This window comes from Streptomyces sp. NPDC091416 (assembly GCF_044756845.1).
Lineage (GTDB): Bacteria > Actinomycetota > Actinomycetes > Streptomycetales > Streptomycetaceae > Streptomyces.
Genome location: NZ_JBIVTU010000001.1, coordinates 1,269,744 through 1,295,393 on the forward strand (window position 1 = coordinate 1,269,744; position 25,650 = coordinate 1,295,393).

General features: G+C 73.2%; 19 protein-coding genes. 13 read left to right on the forward strand and 6 right to left on the reverse strand.

Annotated features, from left to right (window positions below):
* Window positions 1-114 precede the first annotated feature (114 nt).
* Window positions 115-2,646: an HAD-IC family P-type ATPase gene (locus ACIQMX_RS05705; RefSeq protein WP_363071135.1), complete on the forward strand. Its 2,532-nt coding sequence runs from the start codon at window positions 115-117 to the stop codon at window positions 2,644-2,646.
* A 75-nt stretch (window positions 2,647-2,721) separates the two neighbouring features.
* Here ACIQMX_RS05705 and ACIQMX_RS05710 read toward each other — a convergent pair whose 3' ends face one another.
* On the reverse strand, window positions 2,722-5,928 hold the full coding sequence (locus ACIQMX_RS05710; protein ID WP_363071215.1) for a sacsin N-terminal ATP-binding-like domain-containing protein: 3,207 nt from the start codon (window positions 5,926-5,928) through the stop codon (window positions 2,722-2,724).
* Window positions 5,929-6,366: 438 nt separating this feature from the next.
* Complete coding sequence (locus ACIQMX_RS05715; RefSeq protein WP_363071137.1) at window positions 6,367-7,302, reverse strand: DUF3027 domain-containing protein; 936 nt, start codon at window positions 7,300-7,302, stop codon at window positions 6,367-6,369.
* A 420-nt stretch (window positions 7,303-7,722) separates the two neighbouring features.
* Between ACIQMX_RS05715 and ACIQMX_RS05720 the strand changes: the two genes are divergently transcribed.
* The 4 genes from ACIQMX_RS05720 to ACIQMX_RS05735 are packed head-to-tail and all read left to right on the forward strand — an operon-like array spanning window position 7,723 to window position 11,238.
* Window positions 7,723-9,159 (forward strand): MFS transporter, encoded by a 1,437-nt coding sequence (locus tag ACIQMX_RS05720; protein ID WP_402475189.1) that lies wholly within the window; start codon window positions 7,723-7,725, stop codon window positions 9,157-9,159.
* A gap of 27 nt (window positions 9,160-9,186) precedes the next feature.
* On the forward strand, window positions 9,187-9,666 hold the full coding sequence (locus ACIQMX_RS05725) for a DUF2771 domain-containing protein (RefSeq protein ID WP_363071141.1): 480 nt from the start codon (window positions 9,187-9,189) through the stop codon (window positions 9,664-9,666).
* A gap of 29 nt (window positions 9,667-9,695) precedes the next feature.
* Window positions 9,696-10,400: a futalosine hydrolase gene (locus ACIQMX_RS05730; RefSeq protein ID WP_402475192.1), complete on the forward strand. Its 705-nt coding sequence runs from the start codon at window positions 9,696-9,698 to the stop codon at window positions 10,398-10,400.
* Window positions 10,381-11,238 (forward strand): 1,4-dihydroxy-6-naphthoate synthase, encoded by an 858-nt coding sequence (locus ACIQMX_RS05735; protein ID WP_363071145.1) that lies wholly within the window; start codon window positions 10,381-10,383, stop codon window positions 11,236-11,238. The genes ACIQMX_RS05730 and ACIQMX_RS05735 overlap by 20 nt, the downstream gene beginning before the upstream one ends.
* A gap of 27 nt (window positions 11,239-11,265) precedes the next feature.
* Here the strand turns inward: ACIQMX_RS05735 and ACIQMX_RS05740 are convergent, their stop codons facing one another.
* Window positions 11,266-11,649: a cold-shock protein gene (locus tag ACIQMX_RS05740; RefSeq protein ID WP_136328972.1), complete on the reverse strand. Its 384-nt coding sequence runs from the start codon at window positions 11,647-11,649 to the stop codon at window positions 11,266-11,268.
* A 200-nt stretch (window positions 11,650-11,849) separates the two neighbouring features.
* Between ACIQMX_RS05740 and ACIQMX_RS05745 the strand changes: the two genes are divergently transcribed.
* On the forward strand, window positions 11,850-12,074 hold the full coding sequence (locus tag ACIQMX_RS05745; RefSeq protein ID WP_363071147.1) for a hypothetical protein: 225 nt from the start codon (window positions 11,850-11,852) through the stop codon (window positions 12,072-12,074).
* 53 nt (window positions 12,075-12,127) lie between these two features.
* On the opposite strand, the gene ACIQMX_RS05750 is transcribed toward ACIQMX_RS05745, so the two are convergent.
* The gene (locus ACIQMX_RS05750; protein WP_402475196.1) at window positions 12,128-12,742 is read right to left on the reverse strand and encodes an HAD family hydrolase; all 615 of its coding nucleotides are present in this window, start codon (window positions 12,740-12,742) and stop codon (window positions 12,128-12,130) included.
* A gap of 132 nt (window positions 12,743-12,874) precedes the next feature.
* Between ACIQMX_RS05750 and ACIQMX_RS05755 the strand changes: the two genes are divergently transcribed.
* The 4 genes from ACIQMX_RS05755 to ACIQMX_RS05770 are packed head-to-tail and all read left to right on the forward strand — an operon-like array spanning window position 12,875 to window position 16,795.
* On the forward strand, window positions 12,875-13,885 hold the full coding sequence (locus ACIQMX_RS05755; RefSeq protein WP_148019352.1) for an iron ABC transporter permease: 1,011 nt from the start codon (window positions 12,875-12,877) through the stop codon (window positions 13,883-13,885).
* Window positions 13,882-14,952, forward strand: a complete 1,071-nt coding sequence (locus ACIQMX_RS05760; protein ID WP_402475199.1) for a FecCD family ABC transporter permease — start codon at window positions 13,882-13,884, stop codon at window positions 14,950-14,952. Before ACIQMX_RS05755 ends, ACIQMX_RS05760 begins: the two co-directional genes overlap by 4 nt.
* Window positions 14,949-15,794 (forward strand): ABC transporter ATP-binding protein, encoded by an 846-nt coding sequence (locus ACIQMX_RS05765; protein WP_363071155.1) that lies wholly within the window; start codon window positions 14,949-14,951, stop codon window positions 15,792-15,794. The genes ACIQMX_RS05760 and ACIQMX_RS05765 overlap by 4 nt, the downstream gene beginning before the upstream one ends.
* 29 nt (window positions 15,795-15,823) lie before the next feature.
* Window positions 15,824-16,795 carry an iron-siderophore ABC transporter substrate-binding protein gene (locus ACIQMX_RS05770; RefSeq protein ID WP_363071157.1) on the forward strand — a complete coding sequence of 324 codons (972 nt, stop codon included), beginning with the start codon at window positions 15,824-15,826 and terminating at the stop codon, window positions 16,793-16,795.
* 576 nt (window positions 16,796-17,371) lie between these two features.
* On the opposite strand, the gene ACIQMX_RS05775 is transcribed toward ACIQMX_RS05770, so the two are convergent.
* Window positions 17,372-18,466, reverse strand: coding sequence for a hypothetical protein (locus ACIQMX_RS05775; RefSeq protein ID WP_402475202.1), 1,095 nt, complete (start codon window positions 18,464-18,466; stop codon window positions 17,372-17,374).
* Window positions 18,467-18,542: 76 nt separating this feature from the next.
* Between ACIQMX_RS05775 and ACIQMX_RS05780 the strand changes: the two genes are divergently transcribed.
* Both ACIQMX_RS05780 and ACIQMX_RS05785 read left to right on the forward strand, forming a co-directional pair.
* A complete protein-coding gene (locus ACIQMX_RS05780; protein ID WP_402475204.1) occupies window positions 18,543-21,002 on the forward strand; it encodes a helicase C-terminal domain-containing protein in 2,460 nt (819 codons plus the stop codon).
* Between the two features lie 181 nt (window positions 21,003-21,183).
* Window positions 21,184-22,827 carry a DNA repair helicase XPB gene (locus ACIQMX_RS05785; RefSeq protein ID WP_363071163.1) on the forward strand — a complete coding sequence of 548 codons (1,644 nt, stop codon included), beginning with the start codon at window positions 21,184-21,186 and terminating at the stop codon, window positions 22,825-22,827.
* Between the two features lie 172 nt (window positions 22,828-22,999).
* Here the strand turns inward: ACIQMX_RS05785 and ACIQMX_RS05790 are convergent, their stop codons facing one another.
* Window positions 23,000-23,188, reverse strand: coding sequence for a hypothetical protein (locus ACIQMX_RS05790; protein ID WP_402475207.1), 189 nt, complete (start codon window positions 23,186-23,188; stop codon window positions 23,000-23,002).
* Window positions 23,189-23,536: 348 nt separating this feature from the next.
* On the opposite strand from ACIQMX_RS05790, the gene ACIQMX_RS05795 reads away from it, so the two are divergent.
* Complete coding sequence (locus tag ACIQMX_RS05795) at window positions 23,537-25,615, forward strand: HelD family protein (protein ID WP_402475209.1); 2,079 nt, start codon at window positions 23,537-23,539, stop codon at window positions 25,613-25,615.
* Window positions 25,616-25,650: the final 35 nt, after the last annotated feature.

Sequence of the window (25,650 nt, forward strand, 5' to 3'; positions counted from 1 at the left end):
GCGGGCCGCCGGCACCGCACCCGTACGACCACGGGACCATTCCCCTCCTCCCCCGGTCTGATCTTCCGACTGCTCGGTGGGTGAACCGGACGTTCCGCCCGTACCGTCGGAACCATGACTCAGCGGGCACTCGATCCCTCCGGGGAGCAGCCGACCGGTTCCTCCGGACCTCCAGGCTCCGGATCTCCCGGCTCAGGCCCCCCGGGCTCCGGCCCGCCGGGCTCCGGCCGGCCGGTGAAGATCGACGCCGGGTCCGAGCTCGACCCGGTCCACCCGGTGGACCCGCCCGTCCCGGCCACCGCCGTCGGCGGACTGACCGCGGCCGAGGTCGCCGAGCGGATCGCCCGCGGCGAGGTCAACGACGTGCCGGTGCGCTCCTCCCGGTCCGTGACCGAGATCGTCCGCGCCAACGTCCTCACCCGGTTCAACCTGATCATCGGCGTGCTCTGGGTGATCATGCTGTTCGTCGCGCCGATCCAGGACAGCCTCTTCGGCTTCGTGATCATCGCCAACACCGGCATCGGCATCGTCCAGGAGTGGCGGGCCAAGAAGACCCTGGACAGCCTCGCCGTCATCGGCGAGGCGAAACCCACGGTGCGACGGGACGGGGTCGCCGCCGAGGTCTCCGTCTCCGAGATCGTCCTCGGCGATCTCGTCGAGCTCGGCCCCGGCGACAAGGTCATCGTGGACGGCACGGTCACCGAGGCCGACAGCCTGGAGATCGACGAGTCACTGCTCACCGGCGAGGCCGACCCGGTGCTGAAACGGGCCGGGGACCCCGTCATGTCCGGCAGCTTCGTCGTCGCCGGCGGCGGCGCCTTCACCGCGACCAAGGTCGGCCGCGAGGCCTACGCCGCGCAGCTCGCCGAGGAGGCCTCCCGCTTCACGCTCGTCCAGTCGGAGCTGCGCAGCGGCATCTCCACCATCCTCAAGTACGTCACCTGGATGATGATCCCGACCGCGATCGGCCTGATCATCAGCCAGCTCGTCGTCAAGGACAACAACTTCAAGGACTCGGTCGCCCGGACCGTCGGCGGCATCGTCCCGATGATCCCCGAGGGCCTGGTCCTGCTGACCTCGGTCGCCTTCGCGATCGGCGTCGTGCGGCTGGGCCGCAGACAGTGCCTGGTCCAGGAACTGCCCGCCATCGAGGGTCTGGCCCGGGTCGACGTCGTCTGCCTGGACAAGACCGGCACCCTCACCGAGGGCGGCATGGACGTCACCGAGGTCCGCGCACTGAACGGGACGGACGACCCGTACCTGCGCCGCGTCCTCGGAGCCTTCGGCGCCTCCGATCCGCACCCCAACGCCAGCCTCCAGGCGATCATCGACACCTACCCGGTCCCCGAGGACCCGGCGTGGACCGTCACCCGGGCGCTGCCGTTCTCCTCGGCCCGCAAGTACAGCGGCGCCGCGTTCGACGAGGGCGAGGGCCGGGCGTCGTCCTGGCTGCTCGGCGCCCCCGACGTGCTGCTGCCCGACGCGGACCCGGCGCTCGCCGAGATCGAGCAGCTCAACGAGCAGGGCCTGCGGGTGCTGCTGCTGGCCCGGGCGCGGGGCGATCTGGACGCCCCGGACCTCGCCGGCGGGGCCGTACCGAGCGCACTGGTCGTCCTGGAACAGCGGTTGCGGCCCGACGCCGGGGAGACCCTCGCCTACTTCGCCGAACAGCGGGTCGCCACGAAGGTGATCTCCGGGGACAACGCCGTCTCGGTCGGCGCGGTCGCCGCCAAGCTCGGGCTGCCGGGCGCCGAGCACACCCTGGACGCGCGCAAACTGCCGGCCGACCCCGACGCGATGGCCACCGCCATGGAGGAGAACGCGGTCTTCGGCCGGGTCACCCCGCAGCAGAAGCGCGACATGGTCGCCGCCCTCCAGTCCCGCGGCCACACCGTCGCGATGACGGGCGACGGCGTCAACGACGTCCTCGCCCTCAAGGACGCCGACATCGGCGTCTCGATGGGCTCGGGCTCGGAGGCGACCCGGGCGGTCGCCCAGATCGTGCTGCTGAACAACAGCTTCGCGACGCTGCCGTCCGTCGTCGCCGAGGGCCGCCGGGTCATCGGCAACATCACCCGTGTCGCCACGCTGTTCCTGACGAAGACCGTCTACTCCGTGCTGCTGGCCGTCCTGGTCGTCTGCTTCCAGGTCGAGTACCCGTTCCTGCCCCGCCATCTGACCCTGCTGTCGACGCTGACGATCGGCGTCCCGGCGTTCTTCCTGGCCCTGGCGCCGAACAAGGAGCGCGCCCATCCGCACTTCGTGCGCCGCGTCATGCGGTACGCGATCCCGTCGGGCACCATCGCGGCCGCCGCCACCTTCGCGATGTACCTGATCGCCCGGAACCACTACTCCGGCACGGGCGCCCTGGACGCGGAGACGAGCGCCGCCACGCTCACGCTGTTCCTGGTCTCGATGTGGGTCCTGGCGATCATCGCCCGCCCCTACACCTGGTGGCGGATCTGCCTGGTGGCGGCGATGGGCCTGGCCTTCGTGATCGTGCTCGCGGTGCCGTGGCTCCAGGACTTCTTCGCCCTGAAGCTGGTGGGCACGACGATGCCGTGGACGGCGGTGGGCATCGCCGTGGTGGCCTCGGTCGCCCTGGAGTACGCCTGGCGCCTGGTCGGCCGCCGCTTTCCGGCATAGCGGCGCCCCGGGGGCCCTCGTGCGGATCAGGCCGGGCACCGCGTGGCCCGGCCTGCTCCGCACGAGGACCCCGGCTCAGTCGAACCAGCGGTCCCGGGCCAGCTCGTCCGTGCGGGACGGGTCCTCCAGCAGGGCCGCGACCTCGAAGCGGCGCGGCCACTGGCCCGCCGCCCAGGCCAGGCCCGCCGCGACGCCCTCCAGGGTCGCGGCGTGGACGACTCCGTCCGGGGTCCGGCGCCAGTCCAGTTCGGTGCCGCCCGCCCGCAGCTCGCCGTGCTCGACGTACGTGTCCGGAGTGCCGGCGCCGAGCAGGATCCGGACCGGGTCCGGGACCCGGTGTTCCTCGCCCTCGGACGTCACCTCGGCCTCGACGCTCTCGCCGAGCCTCCGGACCTGGAACAGCTCGGCCAGCTCCGCCGCGCTCGACGGAGCGACGGGCAGCAGCGCCACGCCGCCGGTCAGCGGCAGCAGGTCCGGGGCGTCCGCGATCATGGCGTCCGCCGCGTCGACGACCCGCACCTCGCCGTCGACGACCGCCCGCAGCTCGTCCGGCAGCGTGACCTGCTCCGGGTCGAGTTCGGCGAGCGCCGTGTACAGGGAGTGCAGCTGTACGGTGCCGACCGGGCGGTCCTCGTCCGCGAGCCGGCCGAGGAGTTCGGCCGCACCGCCGGGCTCGTCCAGCAAGGCGGCGACCGAGGTCCGCACGCCGAGGGCGCGCAGCACCTGGGCGTCGTCGAAGCCGGTCGCGTCGGCGGAGTCGTACAGGCCCGCGAGCCGCGGATCCCCGCCGTGGGCGCGCAGACCGGCCGGGCGGCGGCCGTCCAGCACCGGGTGGTCGCGCAGCCACCAGGCGGTGTACGGGCGTACGGACTGCGTCGTGCCGTCCGGGAGCAGCACACGCACCGGCTGGGTCAGCGCGTCCCGCAGCGGAGGCCTGGCGAGCAGGGCGAGCGCCTGGGGCCAGGCGTCGTCGTCGACGAGGTCGAGGTCGCGGACGGCGACGATCTCGGTGGCGACCGGCGGAACGGGGGTGTCGGGGAACTGGTCGAGGATGTCCTCGCACCACACGTCGACGGCGTCCAGCAGCCCGGCGTCGTCGGGTTCCGCGTAGTCGCCGTCGCGGGGCTCCAGTTCGTCCGGGTCCAGGACCACGTCGGTGGCCCGGACGAGCGCGAACGTGGCCAGGACCCCGCAGGCGGTGAGCGGCTGCTCGCCCCAGCGGCCGGCCAGTTCCTCGTCGCACAGGGCGATTTCGCCCTCGCGCATGATCGCGGCGAACGGGCTGCCCGGCAGCACCAGTTCACCGGCCGGTGCGAGCTCGCCGTCCTCGTCGGGCAGGGCGAGCGCACCGAGCCAGGGCTCGTCGCCGGGTGCCAGATCGGCGTCCCGGACCAGGGTGAGGACGGTCTCCACGAGCTCCTCGCCGTCCAGCGCGTCCTCGTCCCAGATCTCGCCCGCGTCCAGCGAACCGGCGACGGCGGCCCGCACCTGCGGGGTCGTCAGCACGGCGCGCGGCGTGGCGGGAAGGGCGCCCAGCTTCTCCAGGAGCGGGTGCGCGGCGTCCGGGTGCGCGACCTTGAGCCCGAGCCGGCCGAGCCGCTCCAGCACGGTACCGGTCAGCGCGTCGGGCAGCGGGAGCAGGATCTGCCGCGGCCCGATCGTCGTGCGCGGGACGGCCGGGGCGTCGGGGTCCGGCCCCTGGGACTCCGTACCGGCGAGCGGCACCGGAAGGCCGGAGAGCCGGTCCGGCTCGACACCGGCCAGGCTGTCGTACAGCCGCCGCCACCAGCCCGGTTCGCGCTCCAGGCCCGCGAGCCGGTCGATCGCCTCGGTCAGCGGCACCCGGGCGACGCCGAGGGTCCGCAGTTCGACACGGCGCTCGAGTCCCGCGGGCAGCAGGCACGGCAGCACCTCGGCCAGCACGGCGACGGTCTCGGCTCCGACGCCCTCCAGCACCTCGGCCTCGATGGGCCGCAGGGCGGTGGTGGCCTTGCGGGCGCTCTCGGCCCCCGCGTCCCAGCTGTCCCACCGGTCGGGTTCGGCGGCGGGGTCGCGCGGGGCGGCCGGTTCCAGGAACGCGACCCGCGGCAGCCGCTCCAGCACGGCTCCGCGCAGCGCGCCGTCCAGTTCGCCCTTGCCGAGCGGTCCGGGCACGAGCCCGATCGTCGCGACGGTCACCGGCTGCCAGTCGGCGAGCAGTTCCGCGTACGCGTCGGCCGCGCGCTGCACCAGGAAGTCGGTGAGCGGACCGGGCGCGGGGTGCCGGCGGGTGGTGTCCAGCGGCAGCGAGGCGATGAGCAGCGCGGGAAGGCCGAGCGGTTCGTCGGTGGGTGTCGGGGCGTGCACGACGGGCGCGGTACGGGGGTGGACCGGGGCGCCCTCCGCGTCCACGGGGACGGCCCAGGTCACCGACCAGTGCGGGCGCAGCCGTTCCTCCAGCGGCCGGTCGGCGAGCAGAGCGGGCTCGACGGCGCCGTGACGGGTGACGGTCCGCCAGCGGTTCGTGCCGTGCGCGGAGTCCTCGACGTGCGTGTACGGGCCGTGCTGCGACCGGCGCAACGTCCTTACGGTGTCCGGGGTTTCGACGACGATCTCGTCCAGGCCGGCCAGGGTCAGGAGCAGGGCGTCGTCGATCGCGTCGAGCAGCCGGCCGACCAGGTCCTCGGCGACGCCGTCGCGCAGCGGCAGGACGACGACGGTGTCGTAGCCGTCGGGGGCGGTGCCCTCGGCGGGCAGCGGAAGGCGCAGCAGCGGTACGTGCCCGTCGCGGCGGCGCAGTTCGTCGCCGAGGCCGGGGCTGCCGACGGCCGCCTCGCGGGCGAGGTCCCGGGCCTCGGCGAGGGACCAGCGCACGCCCCCGTGGCGGCCGACGACGGCCGGCTCGTCGCTCACGGCGAGGACGGCGGCGAACCCGACGCCGAACCTGCCGACGGCGCCGTCGTAGCCCTCGCGCTTGGCGGAGGCCCGCAGGGTGGACAGCGACTCGACGCCGGTGGCGTCCAGGGGTGCGCCGGTGTTCGCGGCGGCGAGGACGGCGGGGGCGGTCGCGGTCGCCGGGTGCAGGGTCAGCCGGAGCCGGCCGGGCACGTGGGCGCGGGCTGCGGCGTCGGCGGCGTTCTGGGCCAGTTCGACGACGAGGCGGTCGCGGTAGCCGCCGAGCGCGAGGTCCTCCTCGGCGTTGGCATCCTCACGGAAGCGGGCGGGGCCGGCGCCCCAGGCATCGAGCACGCCGCGTCGCAGCCGCGCGGTTCCGAATGGGTCGGCCCCCTCGGTCGCCATGATGCTCACGCTGTGACTCCCTCTTCCGGCTCTTCCGCTGGCGCATGCCCGTGTCGCCAAGTGTGCGCCCGAAGCTACCGGGTCCGGACCGGTGCACGCGTCGTCCTCAAGCGCCGGACGGGCTGGGGGTACCCCTGGACGGCCCGGAATCACCGGTACCGCTCGCCACCACCCTGGTTCCGTCCGCGAACGCCGGACGGCCCGGATCCACCGGGCCGAGCCCGGTCAAGCCCGTCCACCCGCACGAACCAGCCCGTCCACCGGCACGAGAGCAGCCCGTCCGGCGCTTGAGGACAAAGCCGTACGCCGGAACAGCCCGCACCAAGGAAGCCCGTCCACCCGCACGAGAACAGCCCGTCCGGCGCTCGAGGACGGAACCGGTCCGCCGGAGCAGCCCGCACCCCACGGAGCAACCCGCACCCTCACCCCGCGGCCACCGCCTCAGGAGTGGCCGAGGTCCTCCGTCGGGCCGTCCGTCTCCACCGGCACGGAGCCGGAATCCCGCGCCGGCCGCAGCGGGTACTCGTCCACCTGCATCGTGTCCAGCGCGTGCGGCGCCGGCTTCGGCGGCTTCGGCATGACCGCGGCCTCCGAGTGCCCGCCGCATCCGTACGACAGGGACACCACGTGCCCGTCCGCCGGACCGAACTCGTTCGCGCAGACCCCGAAGGCCTGCTTCAGCGAGCCCGCCAGCGGCACCAGGAAGGCGCACGACACGCACGTCGCCGGGGCCGCCTGCGCCATCGGCGTCTTCGCGCCGAACCCCTCGTCCCAGCGGTCGGCCGCCGCATGGAGCCCGTACCGGGACAGCACCCGCGCACGCCGCATGCCGAGCTCGTCGGCGACCGACGCGATCGAGCCGCGGCGCGGCGGCTCCGGGCGCGTCGTGAGTTCCGCGTCCTCGGACTCGACGAGGTCGGCCAGCTCGCCCGAGACCGCGGCGACCGCGGAGTTCGGCGGAAGCTCGTCCTCGCCGGTGTAGCCCGGCTCCAGGCGCAGGTCGTCCGCCTCGGTGGGCAGCAGGTCGCCCGGCCCCATGTCGCCCGGCCGCAGCCGCTCGCTCCACGGCACCCACTCCGGTGCGAGCAGCGCGTCGGTGCCCGGCAGCAGGACCGTCTCGTCCAGCGTGACGTTCTTCGCGCGGGAGGCCCTGGCGACCGTCACCGCCCAGCGCCAGCCCCGGTAGGCCGGGTCCTTGCACTCGAAGTAGTGCGTGACGACGCGGTCCCCCTCGGGGACCACGGCCACATGCTCACCCACCACTCCCGGCGCGGCCGCTTCCTCGGCCGCCGCGCGGGCGAGGTCTACGGCCTCGGCGCACAGACGGTCGGGAACGGGGGTACGGGCCGTACGGCTTCTCGTCGTCGCAGCACTCACAGGTCTCGCTTCTCTCCTACGCCAGTCTCACGAGCGCGCCAGCACATCCATCGATTTCGGCCATACGGTTGCGGGCGGAGCGGACCTGGGGGCCGCGTCGACGTCCACACCCGTTTGTACCTGCCTCGGGCGCACCTTCTGCGATCCATTCTGCGGGATCGCCGAGAGGCGCGCGGCCAAGAACAACCGCCGGTGGCGCGCTAGGCACGCTACCCTCTCCGCCGCTCCCCGCCCACCTGCCCGTCCCAAACGACGTCGTATCCGACGCCGTGTCTGCGCCGAGTGAGCCTCTCCGGCTCTGCCGATCCGGCCCTCCGCACCCCCTGCGACCTGGTCGATCACTGACCCGACGGGGCGGTCCACACGGCGCCCCGCGCCGATCTCGGTTCGTGACGCCGGGGACTGGGGCACTATGACCAAGTGGCTTCTGCCAGGTCGCACGACGCATCCGGTCCGCTCCGCAGAACGGGCCGGTCGATCGGTCGTGCCCTCCACACCCCGTTCACCGGAACCGCCCGCGGCATCCGGAAGGCGACCCACGCCCACGGGGCCGGTGAGTCGGGCCTCGGCAAGCTGATCGAGCTGCACGCGGTGAACGGCGCGGGCGACGTGATGATCACCGTCGCGCTCGCGTCGACCGTGTTCTTCTCCGTACCGACGGACCAGGCCCGCGGCCGGGTCGCGCTGTACCTCGCCGTCACCATGGCGCCGTTCATCCTCCTCGCCCCGGTCATCGGCCCGCTCCTGGACCGCCTGCCGCACGGCCGCCGCGCGGCCATGGCCGGCTCCATGCTGGCCCGGGCCGCCCTGGCGCTCACCATGTCGGGCGCGGTCGCCACCGGCGGCCTGGAGCTGTATCCGGCCGCCCTGGGCGTGCTGGTGTGCTCGAAGGCGTACGGAGTGGTGCGCAGTGCTGTCGTACCGCGTCTGCTGCCACCCCGCTTCTCGCTGGTGAAGGCCAACTCGCGGGTCACCCTCGCCGGTCTCCTGGCGACCGGCGTGGCCGCGCCCATCGGGGCGGGACTCCAGACCATCGGGCCGCCGTGGCCGCTGTACGGCGCGTGCGCGATCTTCGTCGGCGGTGCCGTCCTCGCCTTCACGCTGCCGCCCAAGGTGGACTCGGCGAAGGGCGAGCGCAAGGCCCATCTGGTGCCGCCGCACGGCGAGGGTGCCGCCCGGCCCGAACCGCTCCGGAAGAACGCCACGCCCGGGAACGGCAAGAAACCGGCCAGGACCAAGGAGAGGAACGGCGAGAAGCGGCCCGGGCTGCGCTCGGTCGGCCCCTCCGTCCTGCACGGGCTCCAGGCCAACGCCTCCCACCGGGCGCTCTCCGGCTTCCTGATCTTCTTCCTGGCGTTCCTGCTGCGCGAGCACCCGCTGGCCGGCCAGAGCGCCGCGATCTCGCTCGGCATCGTCGGTGTGGCCGCGGGCGTGGGCAACGCGCTGGGCACCGCGGTCGGCTCCTGGCTCAGGGCGCGCGGTCCCGAGATCATCGTCGCCTCGGTGCTGGGCCTGGCGCTGGGCGTCGCCGTCCTGGCCGCCGTCTTCTTCAGCACGGTCATGGTCGCCGCGCTCGCGGCCATGGCGGGCTTCACCCAGGCGCTGTCGAAGCTGTCGCTGGACGCGATGATCCAGCGTGATGTGCCGGAGGAGGTGCGGACGTCCGCGTTCGCCCGGTCGGAGACGCTGCTCCAGATGGCGTGGGTGGCCGGCGGGGCCGTCGGGATCGCCCTCCCCCTCAACGGAGTACTGGGCATGTCGGTCGCCGCGGGCATCCTCGCGCTGGGTGCCGCCACGTCCGTACGGGGTCTGCTGGGCGCCGCGCGGCGCGGCTCGCCGCACCCCCGCGTGGCGTGAGCCGGAGCGACCGATAGCCTTCGGCCCATGACCGTTGCGTTCTTCTCCGGTAAGGGCCGTCGAATCGGCGTCGCTCTTGGTGCCGTGTCCGCGGGACTCCTTGTCCTCTCCGCCTGCGACAAGCCGACGCCGCTCGCCACCGTGACGGTCGGCGACAACTCGGTGAGTGCCGAGGCGTCCTGCTACAACGACGGCAAGGCCCTCAAGGAATCCGATATCCAGGGCTGCCTCAACAAGAAGGCGGAGAAGACCGTCAAGGCCGCGATGGACGACAAGGTCCGCTTCGGCGTCGACCCCGAGGTCGCGGACAACGGCTGGACCCTCTTCATCAACGGCCAGCAGGCCGAGCAGGAGCCGTACAAGAAGACCTACCGGTCCATCCCGGGCAGCGCCTTCTTCTCCAGCCAGACCGGCGAGACCACGAAGTCGACCCAGGTCAGCATCGTGGAGACCGACGGCAAGAAGCTGACCGGCATCTGGCACTTCAAGCTCGAGAAGTCCGACTGACCCCCTCCTGACCCCGGAGGGTTTCCCCCGTGCGTGTGCTCGTCGTGACCGCTGTCCCGGTGGAACGGGACGCGGTCACGCGTGCGTCCGGGCCCGGCGGCGAGATCTCCGTCCATACGGTTCCGGGCGCGGAGATCCACCGCGCGGGCCCCTACGACGTCCTCGCGGGCGGCGCGGGACCCGCGGCTGCGGCGGCCTCCGCCGCGTTCGCCCTGGCTTCGGACCGCTACGACCTGGTGATCTCGGCCGGAATCGGCGGCGGGTTCGCCGGTGTGGCCCCCGTCGGCTCCCTCGTCGTGGCCGGCCGCATCGGCGCGGCGGACCTGGGCGCCGAGACCCCGGCGGGCTTCGTGCCCGTCACCGGTCTGGGCTTCGGCCGCGTCTGGCACTTCCCGCCCCGCTCACTGGTGAAGGCGGCGCGCGCCGCGACCCGTGCCGTCACCGGGGACATCCTCACCGTCTCCACGGTCACCGGCAGCGCCGAACGCGCCGCCGCCCTCCTCGCCGCACACCCCGGCGCCGTGGCCGAGGCCATGGAGGGCTTCGGGGTCGCGGAGGCGGCCGCCCTGAGCGGCGTCCCCGTCCTGGAGATCAGGGCCGTCTCGAACGCCGTCGGCCCCCGCGACCGCGACGCCTGGCGCATCGGCGACGCGCTGGCCGCGCTCACCGAGGCGTTCGGGAAGCTCACCCCCGTACTGGAAGGCTGGATCCACCATGACCGAAACGACTCCTGACCCGCTGCGGATCGCCTTCTCGCCGTGCCCGAACGACACGTTCGTCTTCGACGCCTGGGCGCACGGAAGGGTGCCGGACGCGCCCGCGCTCGACGTCACGTTCGCGGACATCGACATCACCAACGGCATGGCCGAGCGCGGTGAGCTGGACGTGCTCAAGGTGTCGTACGCCGTGCTGCCCTGGGTCCTCGACGAGTACGCGCTCCTGCCGTGCGGCGGGGCGCTGGGGCGGGGCTGCGGGCCGCTCGTCCTCACCAAGGAGGCGGGCACGGACCTGACGGGGAAGACCGTCGCCGTGCCGAGCGAGCGCTCCACCGCGTACCTGCTCTTCCGCCTCTGGGCGGCGGAGGTCGTGCCCGGCGGGGTCGGCGAGATCGTCGTCATGCCGTTCGACGAGATCATGCCCGCGGTGCGGGACGGCAAGGTCGACGCCGGTCTCGTGATCCACGAGGCGCGCTTCACGTACCAGAACTACGGGCTGCACAACCTGGCCGACATGGGCCGGCACTGGGAGGACACGACCGGGCTGCCGATCCCGCTCGGCGCGATCATCGCCAAGCGTTCCCTGGGCGCGGACACGCTGAAGCTGCTCGCCGACTCGGTGCGCACATCGGTCCGGATGGCGTGGGACGACCCGGAGACCTCGCGTCCCTACGTCCTGGAGCACGCGCAGGAGATGGACCCGTCCGTCGCCGACCAGCACATCGGTCTGTACGTGAACGAGTTCACCGCCGACCTCGGCGAGGACGGCTACGCGGCGATCCGGGGACTGCTGACGCGCGCCGCGGCCGAGGGACTGGTTCCGCCCCTCGGCCCGGACGCGCTCTCGTTCGCCTGACCGCCCGTCCGGCCGCCCGTCGGTGCGCTACACGTCGAGCTGGTCCGCGACCGCCCGCAGCAGGCCGGCGATCTTGGCGCCGGACGCCTTGTCGGGGTACCGGCCGCGCTCCAGCATCGGCGTGATGTTCTCCAGCACGGTCGTCAGATCCTGCACGATCGACGCCAGTTCGTCGGGCTTGCGGCGCTGGGCGGCCGCCACGGACGGGGTGGGGTCGAGGATCGCCACGGAAAGCGCCTGGTCACCGCGTTGTCCGGCGACCACGCCGAACTCGACGCGCTGGCCGGGCTTGAGTGCGTCGACTCCGTCGGGAAGCACGGACGAGTGCACGAAGACATCGCTGCCGTCGTCGCGGGAGAGGAAGCCGAAGCCCTTCTCACTGTTGAACCACTTGACCTTGCCAGTCGGCAAAGCACGCACCCCATCTCAACCCGTATGCCGGAACAAAGCCCTCAGCAGGTCAGGTCGTCCTGTGGTCGCGCTTCCCCTGCTGGCAGCAGCCTTCACAGAGGAAGTACCCCTCGTCAAGCCTGGTCATCCGGACTCTGTCCGGAAACGGCACCTGCCCCGCCCGGGACTGGTCCACCGCCGCCGGGAACTACCCTGACGGGGTGAGTACTCCAACTTCCGGCGCAGGCGACCGGCTGGTCCGCATCGGCGCGATCGTCTTCCTCCTCGGCGCCCTGGCGACCCTCGCCACGATGGCCCCGCTGTTCCTCGGCACCGATCCGCTTCCGTCCGTCTTCTGGTCCCTGTGCATGCTGATGGGCGTCGGCTTCCTGATCGCCGCGGCCGGCGTGGTCCGGTCGGCGCGGGCGGGGTCGGCCCGGCGGTAGTCGCCCGGTTCCCGGCGCGGGGCCGCCGTCCCGTCGCCGGACGGAACCCCCGGCTACGCGGTGTACGTCTCCAGCCACGCCGGGAACTCCGTCAGCGACGTGAGGACGACGTCCGCGCCCGCCGCGCGCAGCTCCGCCTCGTCGCACGGGCCCGTCGTCACGCCCACCGAGACCGCGTTCGCCGCCTGCGCGCCGCGTACGTCGCCCGTGTGGTCGCCCACGTAGACGCCCGCCCCGTGCTCACGCAGCGCCTCCGCCTTCGCCTCGGCCCACAGACCGCCCACGATCACGTCGGGTTCGATGCCGAGGTGGGTGAGGTGGAGCTTGGCGTTGGGTTCGTACTTCGCGGTCACGACCATCGTCCGGCCGCCGAGCGCGCGTATCGCGTCGACCGACTCCCGTGCTCCGGGCATCGCGAGCGACGGTCCGATCGCGTACGCGGGATACATCGCGCGGTAGCGGTCGGCGATCGCGGCCACATCGGCGGCCGGGAACCAGTGCGCGATCTCCTGCTCCAGCGGCGGACCGAGGCGGCTCACCACCAGATCGGTGTCGATGTGCACCCCCGTCTCGGCGGAAAGCACCTTGAAGGCGGCCGCGATGCCCGGCCGTGAGTCGATGAGCGTCATGTCCAGGTCGAAGCCGACCGTCAGCGTGTGGGGAGCCATGCCGTCCATTGTGCAGACCCCGTACCGCACCCGGTACACCGCCGGAAGGCACCGCACAGGCGCCGCTTAGACTTAGCCAAGCCTTACTTTGCTTTGCTTTGTCTCGCTTGTCTCGCCTGTCTATGGGGTTCGATGCCAACCGCCGCACCACGCCGCTCCAGACGCGCTCTCGCGACGGCGGCGGCCGTTGTGGCGCTGCTGGTCGCGGTACTGCTCAGCCTCGCCGTCGGGGCCCGCTCCATACCCCCGTCGGAGGTGTTCGACGTGCTGCTGCACGGCGGGCACTCCGACGCCGCCGAAGTCATCCGGAACATGCGGGTGCCCCGCACCCTGATCGGTCTGATGGTCGGCGCCTCGCTCGCCCTCGCCGGCACGGTGCTCCAGGGCATCACCCGTAACCCCATCGCCGACCCCGGCATCCTCGGCATCAGCCAGGGCGCCTCGGTCGGCGTCGTGCTGGCCATCGCGTACGCGGGAATCCACACGCTCACCGGATACGTCTGGTTCGCCTTCGCGGGCGCGGCCGTCGCGTCCGTCGCCGTGTACGCCATCGCTTCCAGCGGACGCGGCGGCGCCACCCCGGTGAAGCTCGCGCTCGGCGGCGCGGCGATCAACGCGCTGCTGGTGTCCGTCACCATGGCCGTGCTGACCACGAAGGCGTCCGCGCTGGACGAGTTCCGGTTCTGGCAGGTCGGCTCGATCGCCGGCCGCGAGGCCGAGGTCGCCCAGCAGATCTGGCCGTTCCTGCTGCTGGGCACCGTGCTCGTGCTCTGCGTCGCCCGCGGGCTCGACGCCCTCGCGCTCGGCGAGGACATGGCGAAGGGCCTCGGGCAGAAGATCGCGACCGTACGCGTCGTCGGCGGCATCGGCGCCACCGTGCTCACCGGAGCCGGGGTCGCGGCGGCCGGCCCGATCGCGTTCATCGGCCTCGCCGTTCCCCATATTGCCCGGGCGATCGTCGGCAGCGACCACCGCTGGGTGCTTCCGATGGCCGCCCTGATCGGACCCGTGATGCTGCTCGTCTCCGATGTCATCGGCCGGATCGTCTTCCCGCCGAGCGAGGTGCCCGCCGGGGTCATGACGGCCCTCATCGGAGTGCCGTTCCTGGTCACGCTGGTCCGCCGGAAGGCGGTGCCCGCATGAGCGCCCCCACGGCCGCGGTGCGGCCCGCCGGGTACAGCCTCGTGTCGATCGGGGCACGCGGGCGGTTCCTGCTGCACCGCCGGGCCGCGGTCGTCGCCGCCTCGCTCGTCGTGCTGCTGGCCGTCGTCTGCGTCGCGTACCTCTGCGTCGGCGAGAGCTTCGTCGCACCGGGCGAGGTCCTGAACGTGGTCCTGGGGCGGCCCTCCCCGGACGAACTCGTCGTCGGCACGCTGCGGATGCCGCGCATGGTCGTCGGGCTCCTCGTCGGCCTCGCCTTCGGGATCGCCGGCGCGCTGATCCAGACCGTGGCCCGCAACCCCCTCGCCAGCCCGGACATCATCGGCATCAGCCAGGGCGCGAGCGCGCTCACGGTCGGCGCGATGACCTTCGGCATCACCTCGTACACGGTCCTGCCGTACCTGTCGGTGATCGGCGGGGTCGCGGCCGCGGCGCTCGTCTACGTCTTCGCCTGGCGCGGCGGGCTGCACGCCACCCGCTTCGTCCTCATCGGCATCGGCTTCGCGATCGCGCTGCGCTCGGTCACCACCCTGTTCCTGACCAAGGGCGACTACCTCGTCGCCCAGCAGGCCCAGATCTGGATGACCGGCTCGCTCAACGGCCGCGGCTACGACGAGGCCGCGCCCATCGGCTGGACCCTCCTCGTCCTGCTGCCCGCCGTCCTGTGGGCCGCCCGCGCCCAGCGGTCCGTCTCCATGGACGACGACACGGCGACCGCGCTCGGGGTCCGGCTCGGGCGGGTACGCCTGGGGCTCGTCGCCCTCGGCGTGATCCTGGCGTCCGTGGCCACGGGGACGGCCGGACCGGTCGACTTCGTCGCCCTGCTCGCCCCGCAGATCGCCCGCCGCATGACCCGCACCGCACAGATCCCGCTGCTCTGCTCGGCGCTGCTCGGCGCGGTCATCGTCGTCTTCGCGGACCTGCTGGCCCGCAGGCTCTTCTCCCCCACCGAACTTCCGGTGGGCGTCCTGACGGCGGCGGTCGGCGCCCCGTACCTGATCTGGCTGATCATCCGCGGTCACGGTGGCCGCTCGGGAGGCAACGCATGACCACGACCCGGCAGCAGGACACCACGACCAGCCGTCTGACGGTGCGCGAGCTGACCCTCGCGTACGAGGACCGGACCGTCGTCCACGAGCTGGACCTCGCCGTGCCCGACGGGAAGGTCACCGTCATCGTCGGACCGAACGCCTGCGGCAAGTCGACGACGCTGCGCGCGCTCGGCCGGCTCCTCAAACCGCGTGGCGGGGCGGTGCTCCTGGACGGCACCGAGCTGTCGAAGATCCCCACGAAGAAGATCGCCCAGTCGATCGGGCTGCTCCCGCAGACCCCCGTGGCCCCCGAGGCGATCACCGTCTCCGACCTCGTCGCCCGCGGCCGCCAGCCCCACCAGCACTGGTGGCAGCAGTGGTCCCAGGAGGACGAACGGGCGGTGACCGAGGCCATGGAACGCACCGACATCACCGCGCTCGGCTCCCGTTCCGTGGACGAACTCTCCGGCGGCCAGCGCCAGCGCGTCTGGATCGCGATGGCCCTCGCCCAGGACACCGACCTGCTGCTGCTCGACGAGCCGACCACGTACCTCGACATCGCCCACCAGGTGGAGGTCCTCGACCTGGTGCGCAGGCTCGCCGCCCCGGCCGCCGACGGCACCCGCGGCCGGACCGTGGTGACGGTGCTGCACGACCTCAACCAGGCCGCCCGCTACGCCGACCACCTGGTCGCCATGAAGGCGGGCCGGATCGTCGCCGAGGGCCACCCGCGGGACGTCGTCACCGCGGAACTCGTACGCGAGGTCTTCGGCCTCGAAGCCGTGATCGTCCCGGACCCGGTGACGGGCTCCCCGCTCGTCGTCCCGGGCGCTCCCTGGCAGCCCGCACCCTCCTCCTGACTCCGCACCCCACCCACGAAAGGCTCCCCATGCCCACCGCCCTCCGCCACCGCGGAATCACGCTCGGAGCCCTCGCGCTGACCGGCGCGCTCGCGCTCACCGCCTGTTCGTCGGACTCGGACAGCGACGACGGCGGGAAGACGGACGCCGCAGCGACGCACACCGTCAAGACGGCCATGGGTGACGTGAAGGTCCCCGTGACGCCCAAGCGCGTGGTGGTCCTGGACACCGGCGAGCTGGACTCGGCGCTCACCCTGGGCGTGCAGCCGGTCGGCGCGACGCACTCCGCCACGGAGGACGGCTTCCCCGCCTACCTGCCTGCGGAGAAGACGGAGAAGCTCACGGAGGTCGGCGAGATCGCCAACCCCAACATGGAGACCGTCGCCTCCCTGAAGCCGGACCTGATCCTCACCAGCAAGGTCCGTGACGGCGACCGCTACGAGCAGCTCAGCGCCATCGCCCCCACCGTGATGACGGAGTCCACCGGCACCGCCTGGAAGGAGAACTTCCAGGTCCACGCCGAGGCGCTCGGCAAGCAGGCCGAGGCCAAGAAGGTCGTCGCGGCGTACGACGCCCATGTCGCGAAGGTGACCGAGGCGATCGGCGGCAAGGAGAAGGCGGCGGCCACGGACGTCAACTTCGTCCGCTTCGTCGAGGGCGCCGACATCCGCATCTACGGCAAGCAGAACTACATCGGCTCGATCCTCGCCGACCTCGGCATGGGCCGGCCCGCCATCACGGACAAGGCCAAGGACGGCTTCTCCTACGACGTCTCCCCCGAGAAGATCGACCTCGCGGACGCGGACGTCGTCTTCACGTCCACGTACGGCGACCCGGACAAGGCGGGGACGACCAGGACGATGAAGAGCGGCCTGTGGAAGGGCCTGACCGCCTCGAAGAACGGCAAGGTCTTCAAGGTCGACGACCGCCTGTGGATCGCCGGCATCGGCTACACGGCGGCGAACCTGATCCTCGACGAGTTCGGCACGAAGCTGTCCTAGCGGGGCCCTTGGGCGGGCGGCAGTGGGGTCCTGACCTTGCCCCGGTCCGGGGCGGGACCCTTGAGCGGGCAGCGGGGGTGCTGGCCTTGCCCCGGTCCGGGGCTGAGGGTTCCGTCCTCAAGCGCCGGACGGGCTTGAATTGCGCGGGTCGCTCCGCGGGGTGCGGCCCGCCTCTGTCCGGTGGTGGGGGTCCGGGGCCCCTCCGGGGAGATCTCCTCGGACGCCGCACGTTCCGCCGCTACGCGAAGGACCCGGGTCGATGTGCGTCGTCCTGCGGGGACTCCCCTGCACGGCCCCGGACCGGCCGTCCTGCGTCTGCGGCGGTCGTATTGCCGGTGTGCAGGCGCGCGACGGGTGGGTGGGGGCGTGCAGGGGAGTCCCCGCAGGGACTGGCGTACGACCCGGGTCAATCACGTACCCGGGTGAACACGCCAGTTCCGAGGAGATCTCCCCGGAGGGACCCCACCCCCACCCACCGGGCGTGGGCGGCCGCACCCGACGGGGAACCCGCACGAATCAAGCCCGTCCGGCGCTTGAGGACGGAACCCCCCCGCCCCGGAAAGGGGCGCGGCAACCTCACCGCCCGCCCGGCCGAGGGCCCCGCGCGCGCCGGATCAGGTAGAGCGCGGAGGCCACGGCCGCGCCCCGCAGCACCCATGGCCACGTCTCGCCGATCGCGGGGCTCATCTGCCCCTCCGCGATGGGCGCGCCCCACCGGCCGTCCATCCGGCCCCACAGCCAGACGAGGGCGCCCGCCGCGACGAGGCCGGGCAGCCCCATCGCCACCCACTTCGCCTCCGCACGAGACAACGTGCGGGAGCCGTACGCGAGCAGCCAGCCGGCCGCCAGGACCAGCAGGGCCTGCGGGGGGTTCATCACCGCGCCGGCCACCAGCAGCCCGGCGGCCAGCAGGAGCAGGGGGTGCGCGAAGCCGCGGCCCGCGGCGGCCTCGCGGTCACGGGCGCGGCGCAGCCGGGGCAACCGCCTGCGGCGCGGCGTCCCGGCCTCCGCCTCCTCCTCGCCGGACTCGTCGGACTCGTCGGAGTCGTCGGAGTCGTCGGAGTCGTCGAACTCCTCGTCCTCCTCCGCGAAGCCCTCGTCCTCCGCCGCCACCGGCGGCCTCAGCACCGCCGGGATCTCCACCCCGCCCCGGAAGCCCGGTACGTCGGTCCCCGCGCCGAACTCACCGACGTCACCGAACCGGCCCGGGGCCACGCTCCACCAGTCCGTGTCGTCCCCCGACGGGCCGAGTTCGTCCGAACCCGCCCGGTGCGGCGGCAACGGCGCCGGGCGGGGCGACGGCCCCGAAGCGCCTTCCCCGGCTTCCGACGCGCCCTTGCGCGAACCGTCTTTCCGGAGCCTCGCCCGGCGCGGGCGCGGGACCCCCGCCGGCTGCGCGCCGCCCGTGTCCGGCTCCGGCTGCGGGAACGGCGTGCCGTCGCCCGCCGAGGCCGCCGCCGCGACGAGTTCGTCGGGGGTGCCGAGCTTCCCGATGATGCGGCGCACCGCCCCCGGGGTGTCCGCGGCCTGCGCCACCCGCTGCCGGTCGATCTCGCCCCGCAACTGCGACACGAGCCTCATCCGGATGCCCGAGGACAGCTGTTGCTGCTGGGCCAGGTCGCCGACCCGGCTCAAGTAGTCGTAGACCAGCTGGTCGCTCTCGATCCCCACGCGATCGTTCCCCTCTAACCGCCCTGCACCGACGGTAGCGTCCTCGGGCCTGTCCGGAGCGACTACCGTGGGACGGATGGGGATGACCACACCACCGCGGACGCTCGCCGAGGCTCTGCGCGCCCGGGACGACGAGTCACTGGCCGGGCTGCTGCGTGCCCGGCCCGATCTCCTCACCCCCGTGCCCGGCGACATCACCCAGCTCGCGACACGCGCCGGCACCCGTGCCTCCGTCGTCCGCGCCCTGGAGCACCTCGACCGTTTCGCCCTGCAGACCGCCGAGGCCCTGGCCGTCGCGCCCGACCCGGCGCCGTACGACATCCTGCTGGGCCTGCTCACGGGCGACGGCCGGGACGACGGGGAGCACCGGGACGACGCGGGTGCCGCGATCGTGGCGGCGCTGCCCGGTGCGCTGGACACGCTGCGCGAACAGGCCCTCGTCTGGGGCGAGAACGACCGGCTTCGTCTGGTGCGCACCGCCCGTGAACTGCTGTCGCCGTCTCCGCAGCACCCCTCGCCCACCGGTCTCGGGCCGACCGTCGCCGAGGCCACCGCCGGCATGTCGCCCGGCCGGCTCCAGGAGATCCTCCGCGAGGCCGGACTGCCCGCCACCCATGACCCGGTCTCCGCGGTCGACGCCCTCTCCGCGCTGTTCACCGACCGCACCCGGATGGGCGAACTCCTCGACACCGCACCGGTGGAGGCCCTGTCGGTGCTGGACCGGCTGGTCTGGGGTCCGCCGTACGGCGAGGTCACCCCGAACCCCACGCCGCCCGTGAAGTGGCTGCGCGACCGCGGTCTCCTGCTGCCCGTGTCGACCCGCACCGTCGTGCTGCCGCGCGAGGCGGCGCTGCATCTGCGCGCGGGGCGCGCCCACCGCGTGCCCGAACCGCAGCCGCCCACCCTCGCCACCGTCGCCGAACGCGATCCACAGGCTGTGGACGGCGCCGCGGCCGGCCAGGCGTTCCTCGCGGTGTCCACCGTCGAGGAACTGATCAAGAGCTGGAACGGGGGCGGCCCCGCCATACTGCGGGCCGGCGGCCTCAGCGTCCGCGAGCTGAAGAAGACCGCCGCCACCCTGGACGTCTCGGAGCCCGTCGCCGCGTTCTGGGTCGAACTCGCCTACGCGGCCGGGCTGCTGGCCTCCGACGGCGAGGCGGACGAACGGTACGCGCCGACTCCCGCGTACGACGACTGGGCGGAGCTGTCCGCCCAGGACCGCTGGGTGGACCTCGCCTCCGCCTGGCTCGCCGCCACCCGCACCTCCGGCCTGGTCGGCGGACAGGACGCCAAGGGCCGCGCCCTGTCCGCCCTCGGACCCGAACTCGACCGCTCCGCCGCGCCGGAGGTCCGCCACCGGGTCCTGGCCCTGCTCGCCGCCCTGCCGCCGGGCACCGCCCCGGACCCCGAGTCCCTGCTCGCCCGGCTCCGCTGGGAACGGCCGCTGCGCGGCGCCTCCGCGTCCGCCGGGGACACCACCGACCTCCGGTCCCGGATCGCCCTGTGGACGCTCAACGAGTCGGAGCTCCTCGGCATCACGGGCCGCGGCGCCCTCGCCTCGCAGACCCGCGCCCTGCTTTCCGGCGGGCCCGCCGAGGCCGCCGCCCGGCTCGCCCCGCTCATCCCGGAACCCCTCGACCACGTCCTGCTCCAGGCCGACCTGACCGCCGTCGCCCCCGGCCCGCTGGAGCGCCCCCTCGCCGACATGCTCTCCGCCCTCGCGGACATCGAGTCCAAGGGCGGCGCGACGGTCTACCGCTTCACCCCGGGCTCCGTACGCCGCGCCCTGGACGCGGGGCAGTCCGCCGCCGACCTGCACGCCTTCCTCGCCGCGCACAGCCGCACGCCGGTGCCGCAGCCCCTCAGCTACCTCATCGACGACGTGTCCCGCCGCCACGGCCATCTGCGGATCGGCGCCGCCTCCTCGTACGTACGCTGCGACGACGAGGCCGTCCTCAACGAGATCCTCGCCGACAAGCGCTCCGCGCCCCTGCGCCTGCGCCGGCTCGCCCCGACGGCACTGGCCGCCCGGATCGACCCGGCGTCCCTCCTCGACGGCCTGCGCGAGATGGGGTACGCGCCGGCCGCGGAGTCCGCCGAGGGCGATGTCCTGATCACCCGCGCCGGCGCCGTCCGCACGCCGCCGCGCACGGCGCCCGTCCCCGTCCCCGAGGGCCCGCCGCTGCCCGACCCGACGCTGCTCGGGGCTGCGGTCCGGGCGATCCGGGCCGGGGACACGGCGGCGACGGTCGTCCACAAGGACACCGGCCCCACGCCGTCCGGGTCCGCGGCGGGCTCCCTGCCCCGTACGACGTCCGCCGAGACCCTGGTCACCGTCCAGGCTGCGGCGATGACGGGCTCGGCGATCTGGATCGGCTACGTCAACGCGGAGGGCGCCGCGAGCCAGCGCGTGATCGCCCCGGTCCGCGTCGAGGGCGGCTACGTCACCGCGTACGACCACACGGCGGACGAGGTCCGCACCTACCCGCTCCACCGGATCACGGGCGTGGCGGAACTGGCGGACGACCAGACGTGACCGGGGTCCTGTCCGGCGGTCGAGGACGGAACCCCGCGCCTGAGGGCTGTCCCGCAGTTCCTGGTGGATCGGCGTGCGGGACAGCCCTCGGAACAGGGACCACACCACCCCGCCCCCGCATACGGCACACTGGAGGTTTGGCCGGTACCCGGCCACCCCGCCGCAGAAAGGGCCGAAGCGCGTGACCGGACCCCTCATCGTCCAGAGCGACAAGACGCTGCTCCTGGAGGTCGACCACGAGCAGGCCGACGCCTGCCGTCGTGTGATCGCCCCCTTCGCGGAGCTGGAGCGTGCGCCCGAGCACATCCACACCTACCGGCTGACCCCGCTCGGGCTGTGGAACGCCCGTGCCGCGGGACACGACGCCGAGCAGGTCGTCGACGCGCTCGTGAAGTACTCGCGTTACCCCGTACCGCACGCGCTGCTCGTCGACATCGCCGAGACGATGGACCGGTACGGCCGCCTCACGCTCTCCAAGCACCCGGTCCACGGACTCGTGCTGACCTCCACGGACCGGCCGGTCCTGGAGGAGATCCTGCGGTCGAAGAAGGTCCAGCCGCTGGTCGGTGCCCGGATCGACCCGGACACCGTGGCCGTGCACCCGTCCGAGCGCGGGCAGGTCAAGCAGACGCTGCTGAAGCTGGGCTGGCCCGCCGAGGACCTCGCCGGATACGTGGACGGCGAGGCGCACCCGATCGACCTGGACGAGAACGGCTGGGCGCTGCGGCCCTATCAGCAGCAGGCCGTCGAGGGGTTCTGGCACGGCGGGTCCGGGGTCGTCGTGCTGCCGTGCGGCGCCGGGAAGACGCTGGTCGGGGCGGGCGCGATGGCGCAGGCCAAGGCGACCACGCTGATCCTGGTCACGAACACCGTCTCGGCCCGGCAGTGGAAGCACGAGCTGGTGAAGCGGACGTCGCTGACCGAGGACGAGATCGGCGAGTACAGCGGTACGCGCAAGGAGATCCGCCCGGTCACCATCGCCACGTACCAGGTGCTGACGACCCGTCGCAAGGGCGTCTACGCGCACCTGGAGCTGTTCGACTCCCGCGACTGGGGGCTCGTGATCTACGACGAGGTGCATCTGCTGCCCGCGCCCGTCTTCAAGTTCACCGCGGATCTCCAGGCGCGGCGCCGGCTCGGGCTCACGGCGACGCTCGTGCGGGAGGACGGCCGCGAGTCGGACGTCTTCTCGCTGATCGGGCCCAAGCGGTTCGACGCCCCGTGGAAGGAGATCGAGGCGCAGGGCTACATCGCGCCCGCCGACTGCGTCGAGGTGCGGGTCAACCTGACGGACTCGGAGCGGCTGGCGTACGCGACCGCCGAGGCCGAGGAGAAGTACCGGTTCTGCGCGACGACCGCGACGAAGCGGAAGGTCACCGAGGCGCTGGTGCGCAAGCACAAGGGCGAGCAGACGCTGGTCATCGGGCAGTACATCGACCAGCTCGACGAGCTGGGAGAGCATCTGGACGCCCCGGTGATCAAGGGCGAGACCAGCAACGCCCAGCGCGAGAAGCTCTTCGACGCCTTCCGGCAGGGCGAGATCAGCGTGCTGGTCGTGTCGAAGGTGGCGAACTTCTCGATCGACCTGCCGGAGGCCACCGTCGCCATTCAGGTGTCGGGCACGTTCGGTTCGCGTCAGGAGGAGGCCCAGCGGCTGGGCCGGGTGCTGCGGCCGAAGGCGGACGGGCACGAGGCGCGCTTCTACTCGGTGGTCGCGCGCGACACGATCGACCAGGACTTCGCGGCGCACCGCCAGCGTTTCCTGGCGGAGCAGGGCTACGCGTACCGGATCGTGGACGCGGACGAGCTGCTGTCGGACGGCTGACGGGGCGGGGCGGGGCGGGTCCAGTGCCTGCGGCGGACGCCCGCCGTGGGGTCAGTGTCTGCGGCGGATGCCCGCCGTGGGTTCAGTGCCTGCGGCGGATGCCGCCGTGGGTTCAGTGCCTGCGGCGGATGCCGCCGTGGATTCAGTGCCTGCGGCGGACGCCGCCGTGGATTCAGTGCCTGCGGCGGACGCCCGCCTCCTCCGCGTACTCGCCGAGGACGACGACGCCGAACGCGGCCCGTGCGTAGACCTTGACGGCGCGCAGCGCGTCCCCGGCGCGGTGGCTGCGGTGGTGACCGGTGGCCGCGGTCGCGCCGTGCGCGGGGCCGGTCCTTCGCGGGTTCAGGGTGACGGTGCTCATGTCTTCCATGGTGCTCCGGACGGGTGCGCCGACGCGTCGGTCCGGAGGCTGAAGCCCGCGGTCGCGCGTCTACCTCTGGGGTCGCACGCCGTCCCCTACGGGATGGACGGCGCGATATTCGTTCGCGCCGGACGGAAGCGGTCGATACAATCGCCGGTCTGCCCGCCTCCCGCACCGTGGTACCGGCCGTCCTCGGGACGTGCGCCGGCAGCCGGGGGAGCGCCGCCGACCGGACGGAAACCGGCCGACAGCCAGTGATCGATTCCCGAGCGGACCGCATCGCCCCCGCGCAGTGAGCGGGGACGGGCTGCGGTCCGCCGTCCTGCGTTGAATGCCGGAGGCAACACCGTGCCCGCGCACGCACACGAAAGCGACACCACCACCGACCCTCTCGCCCATGAGCGCGCCCATCTCTCCGCCTCGCGCGCAGCCCTGCGCGCCATGCGCGAGGACGCCCAGGCCCTGAACATCCGCGATGTCACGGCGAACTGGGTGAACGCCGCCGTACTGCAGGCCCAGATCGCCGACCGCATCAAATCGCTCGCCGACCTCTCCCACACGCCGCTGTTCTTCGGGCGGCTGGACTACCTCCATGTGGTGGGCGCCGCGCAGGCCGAGGGTGCGGAGGGCGAGCAGTTCTACATCGGGCGCCGCCACGTCCACGACGCCGACGGCGACCCGATGGTCATCGACTGGCGCGCGCCGGTCTCCCAGCCGTTCTACCGGGCATCCCGGAAGGACCCGCTCGACGTCGGTCAGCGGCGCCGCTTCGGCTACACCGGCGGCGAGCTGACCGCGTACGAGGACGAGCACCTGACCGACCCGTCCGAGGCGGCGCAGACGAGCAAGCTCCTCCAGGCGGAGATCGAGCGGCCCCGTGTCGGCCCGATGCGGGACATCGTCGCGACGATCCAGCCCGAGCAGGACGAGATCGTCCGCAGCGACCTCGGCGGCACCGTGTGTGTGCAGGGCGGGCCCGGAACCGGGAAGACGGCTGTCGGCCTGCACCGGGTCGCGTACCTGCTGTACGCGCACCGCGAGCGCCTGGCCCGTACCGGGACGCTCGTCATCGGGCCGAACAAGTCGTTCCTGCACTACATCGAGCAGGTCCTGCCGGCTCTCGGTGAGCTGGAGGTGAAGCAGGCGACGGTCGACGACCTGGTGACGGCGCAGGTCGAGGTCCGGTCCACGGACGAGGCGCGGGCTGCCGTGGTCAAGGGCGACGCCCGGATGGCGGAGGTGCTGCGGAGGGCGATCCGGTCGCACGTGACGATGCCGACGGAGCCGGTGATGGTGGTGCGCGGGTCCCGGCGCTGGCGGGTCCCGGCGTACGAGATCGAGGAGATGGTCAGGGAGCTGCTGGCCCGGGACATGCGCTACGGAGCCGCGCACGAGGCCCTTCCGCAGCGGATCGCGCACGCCGTGCTGGTGCGGATGGAGGAGGCGGGCGAGGCGCCCGACGACCGGGTGCAGAACGCGGTGGCGCGCACATCGGCCGTGAAGGCCGTGGTGAAGGCGGTCTGGCCGGCGGTCGAGCCGTCGAAGCTGGTGCTGCGGCTGCTGGCGGACCCGGAGTTCCTGGCCGCGCACGCGGACGGGCTGCTCAGCGAGGACGAGCAGAAGGCCATCCTGTGGACGAAGCCGGCCCGCAGCGTGAAGACGGCGAAGTGGTCGGCGGCGGACGCGGTGCTGATCGACGAGGCGACCGACCTGGTGGTGCGCACGCACTCGCTCGGCCATGTCGTCATCGACGAGGCCCAGGACCTCTCCCCCATGCAGTACCGGGCCGTGGGCCGGCGCTGCTCGACGGGCTCGGCGACCGTGCTCGGCGACCTGGCGCAGGGCACGACGCCGTGGTCGACCCAGAGCTGGGAACAGGCGCTGCACCATCTGGGGAAGGCGGACGCGCACGTGGAGGAGCTGACGGCCGGCTTCCGTGTGCCGCGCGAAGTGATCGCGTACGCCTCCCGGCTGCTGCCGGTGATCTCGCCCGGCCTCGCGGCGGTGGAGTCGGTGCGTGAGTCGCCCGGTTCGCTGTCGGTCCGGGAGGTGGCGGCCGCGGACACCGGGGCGCTGGACGCGGCGGTCGTCGCGGCGTGCGCGGAGTCGCTGGAGCAGGAGGGCTCGACCGGTCTGATCGCCGCCGACGCCCGCATTCCGGCGCTGGCCGAGGCGCTGACGGCGGCGGGCCACAGCTATCTCTCCCCCGGCCAGGAGACGACCGCCGAGTCCCGGCTGACGCTGGTCCCGGCATCGCTGGCCAAGGGCCTGGAGTACGACTACGTGGTGCTGGACGAACCGGCCGCGGTGGTCGACGGCGAGCCCGACGAGCGGACGGGGCTGCGCCGGCTGTACGTCGCGCTGACGCGTGCCGTGTCGGGGCTGATCGTCCTGCACGCGGCGCCGCTGCCGCAGGAGCTGGGCTGACGTGCACGGGGCGGGGGCTGCGGTCCGCCCCCGCC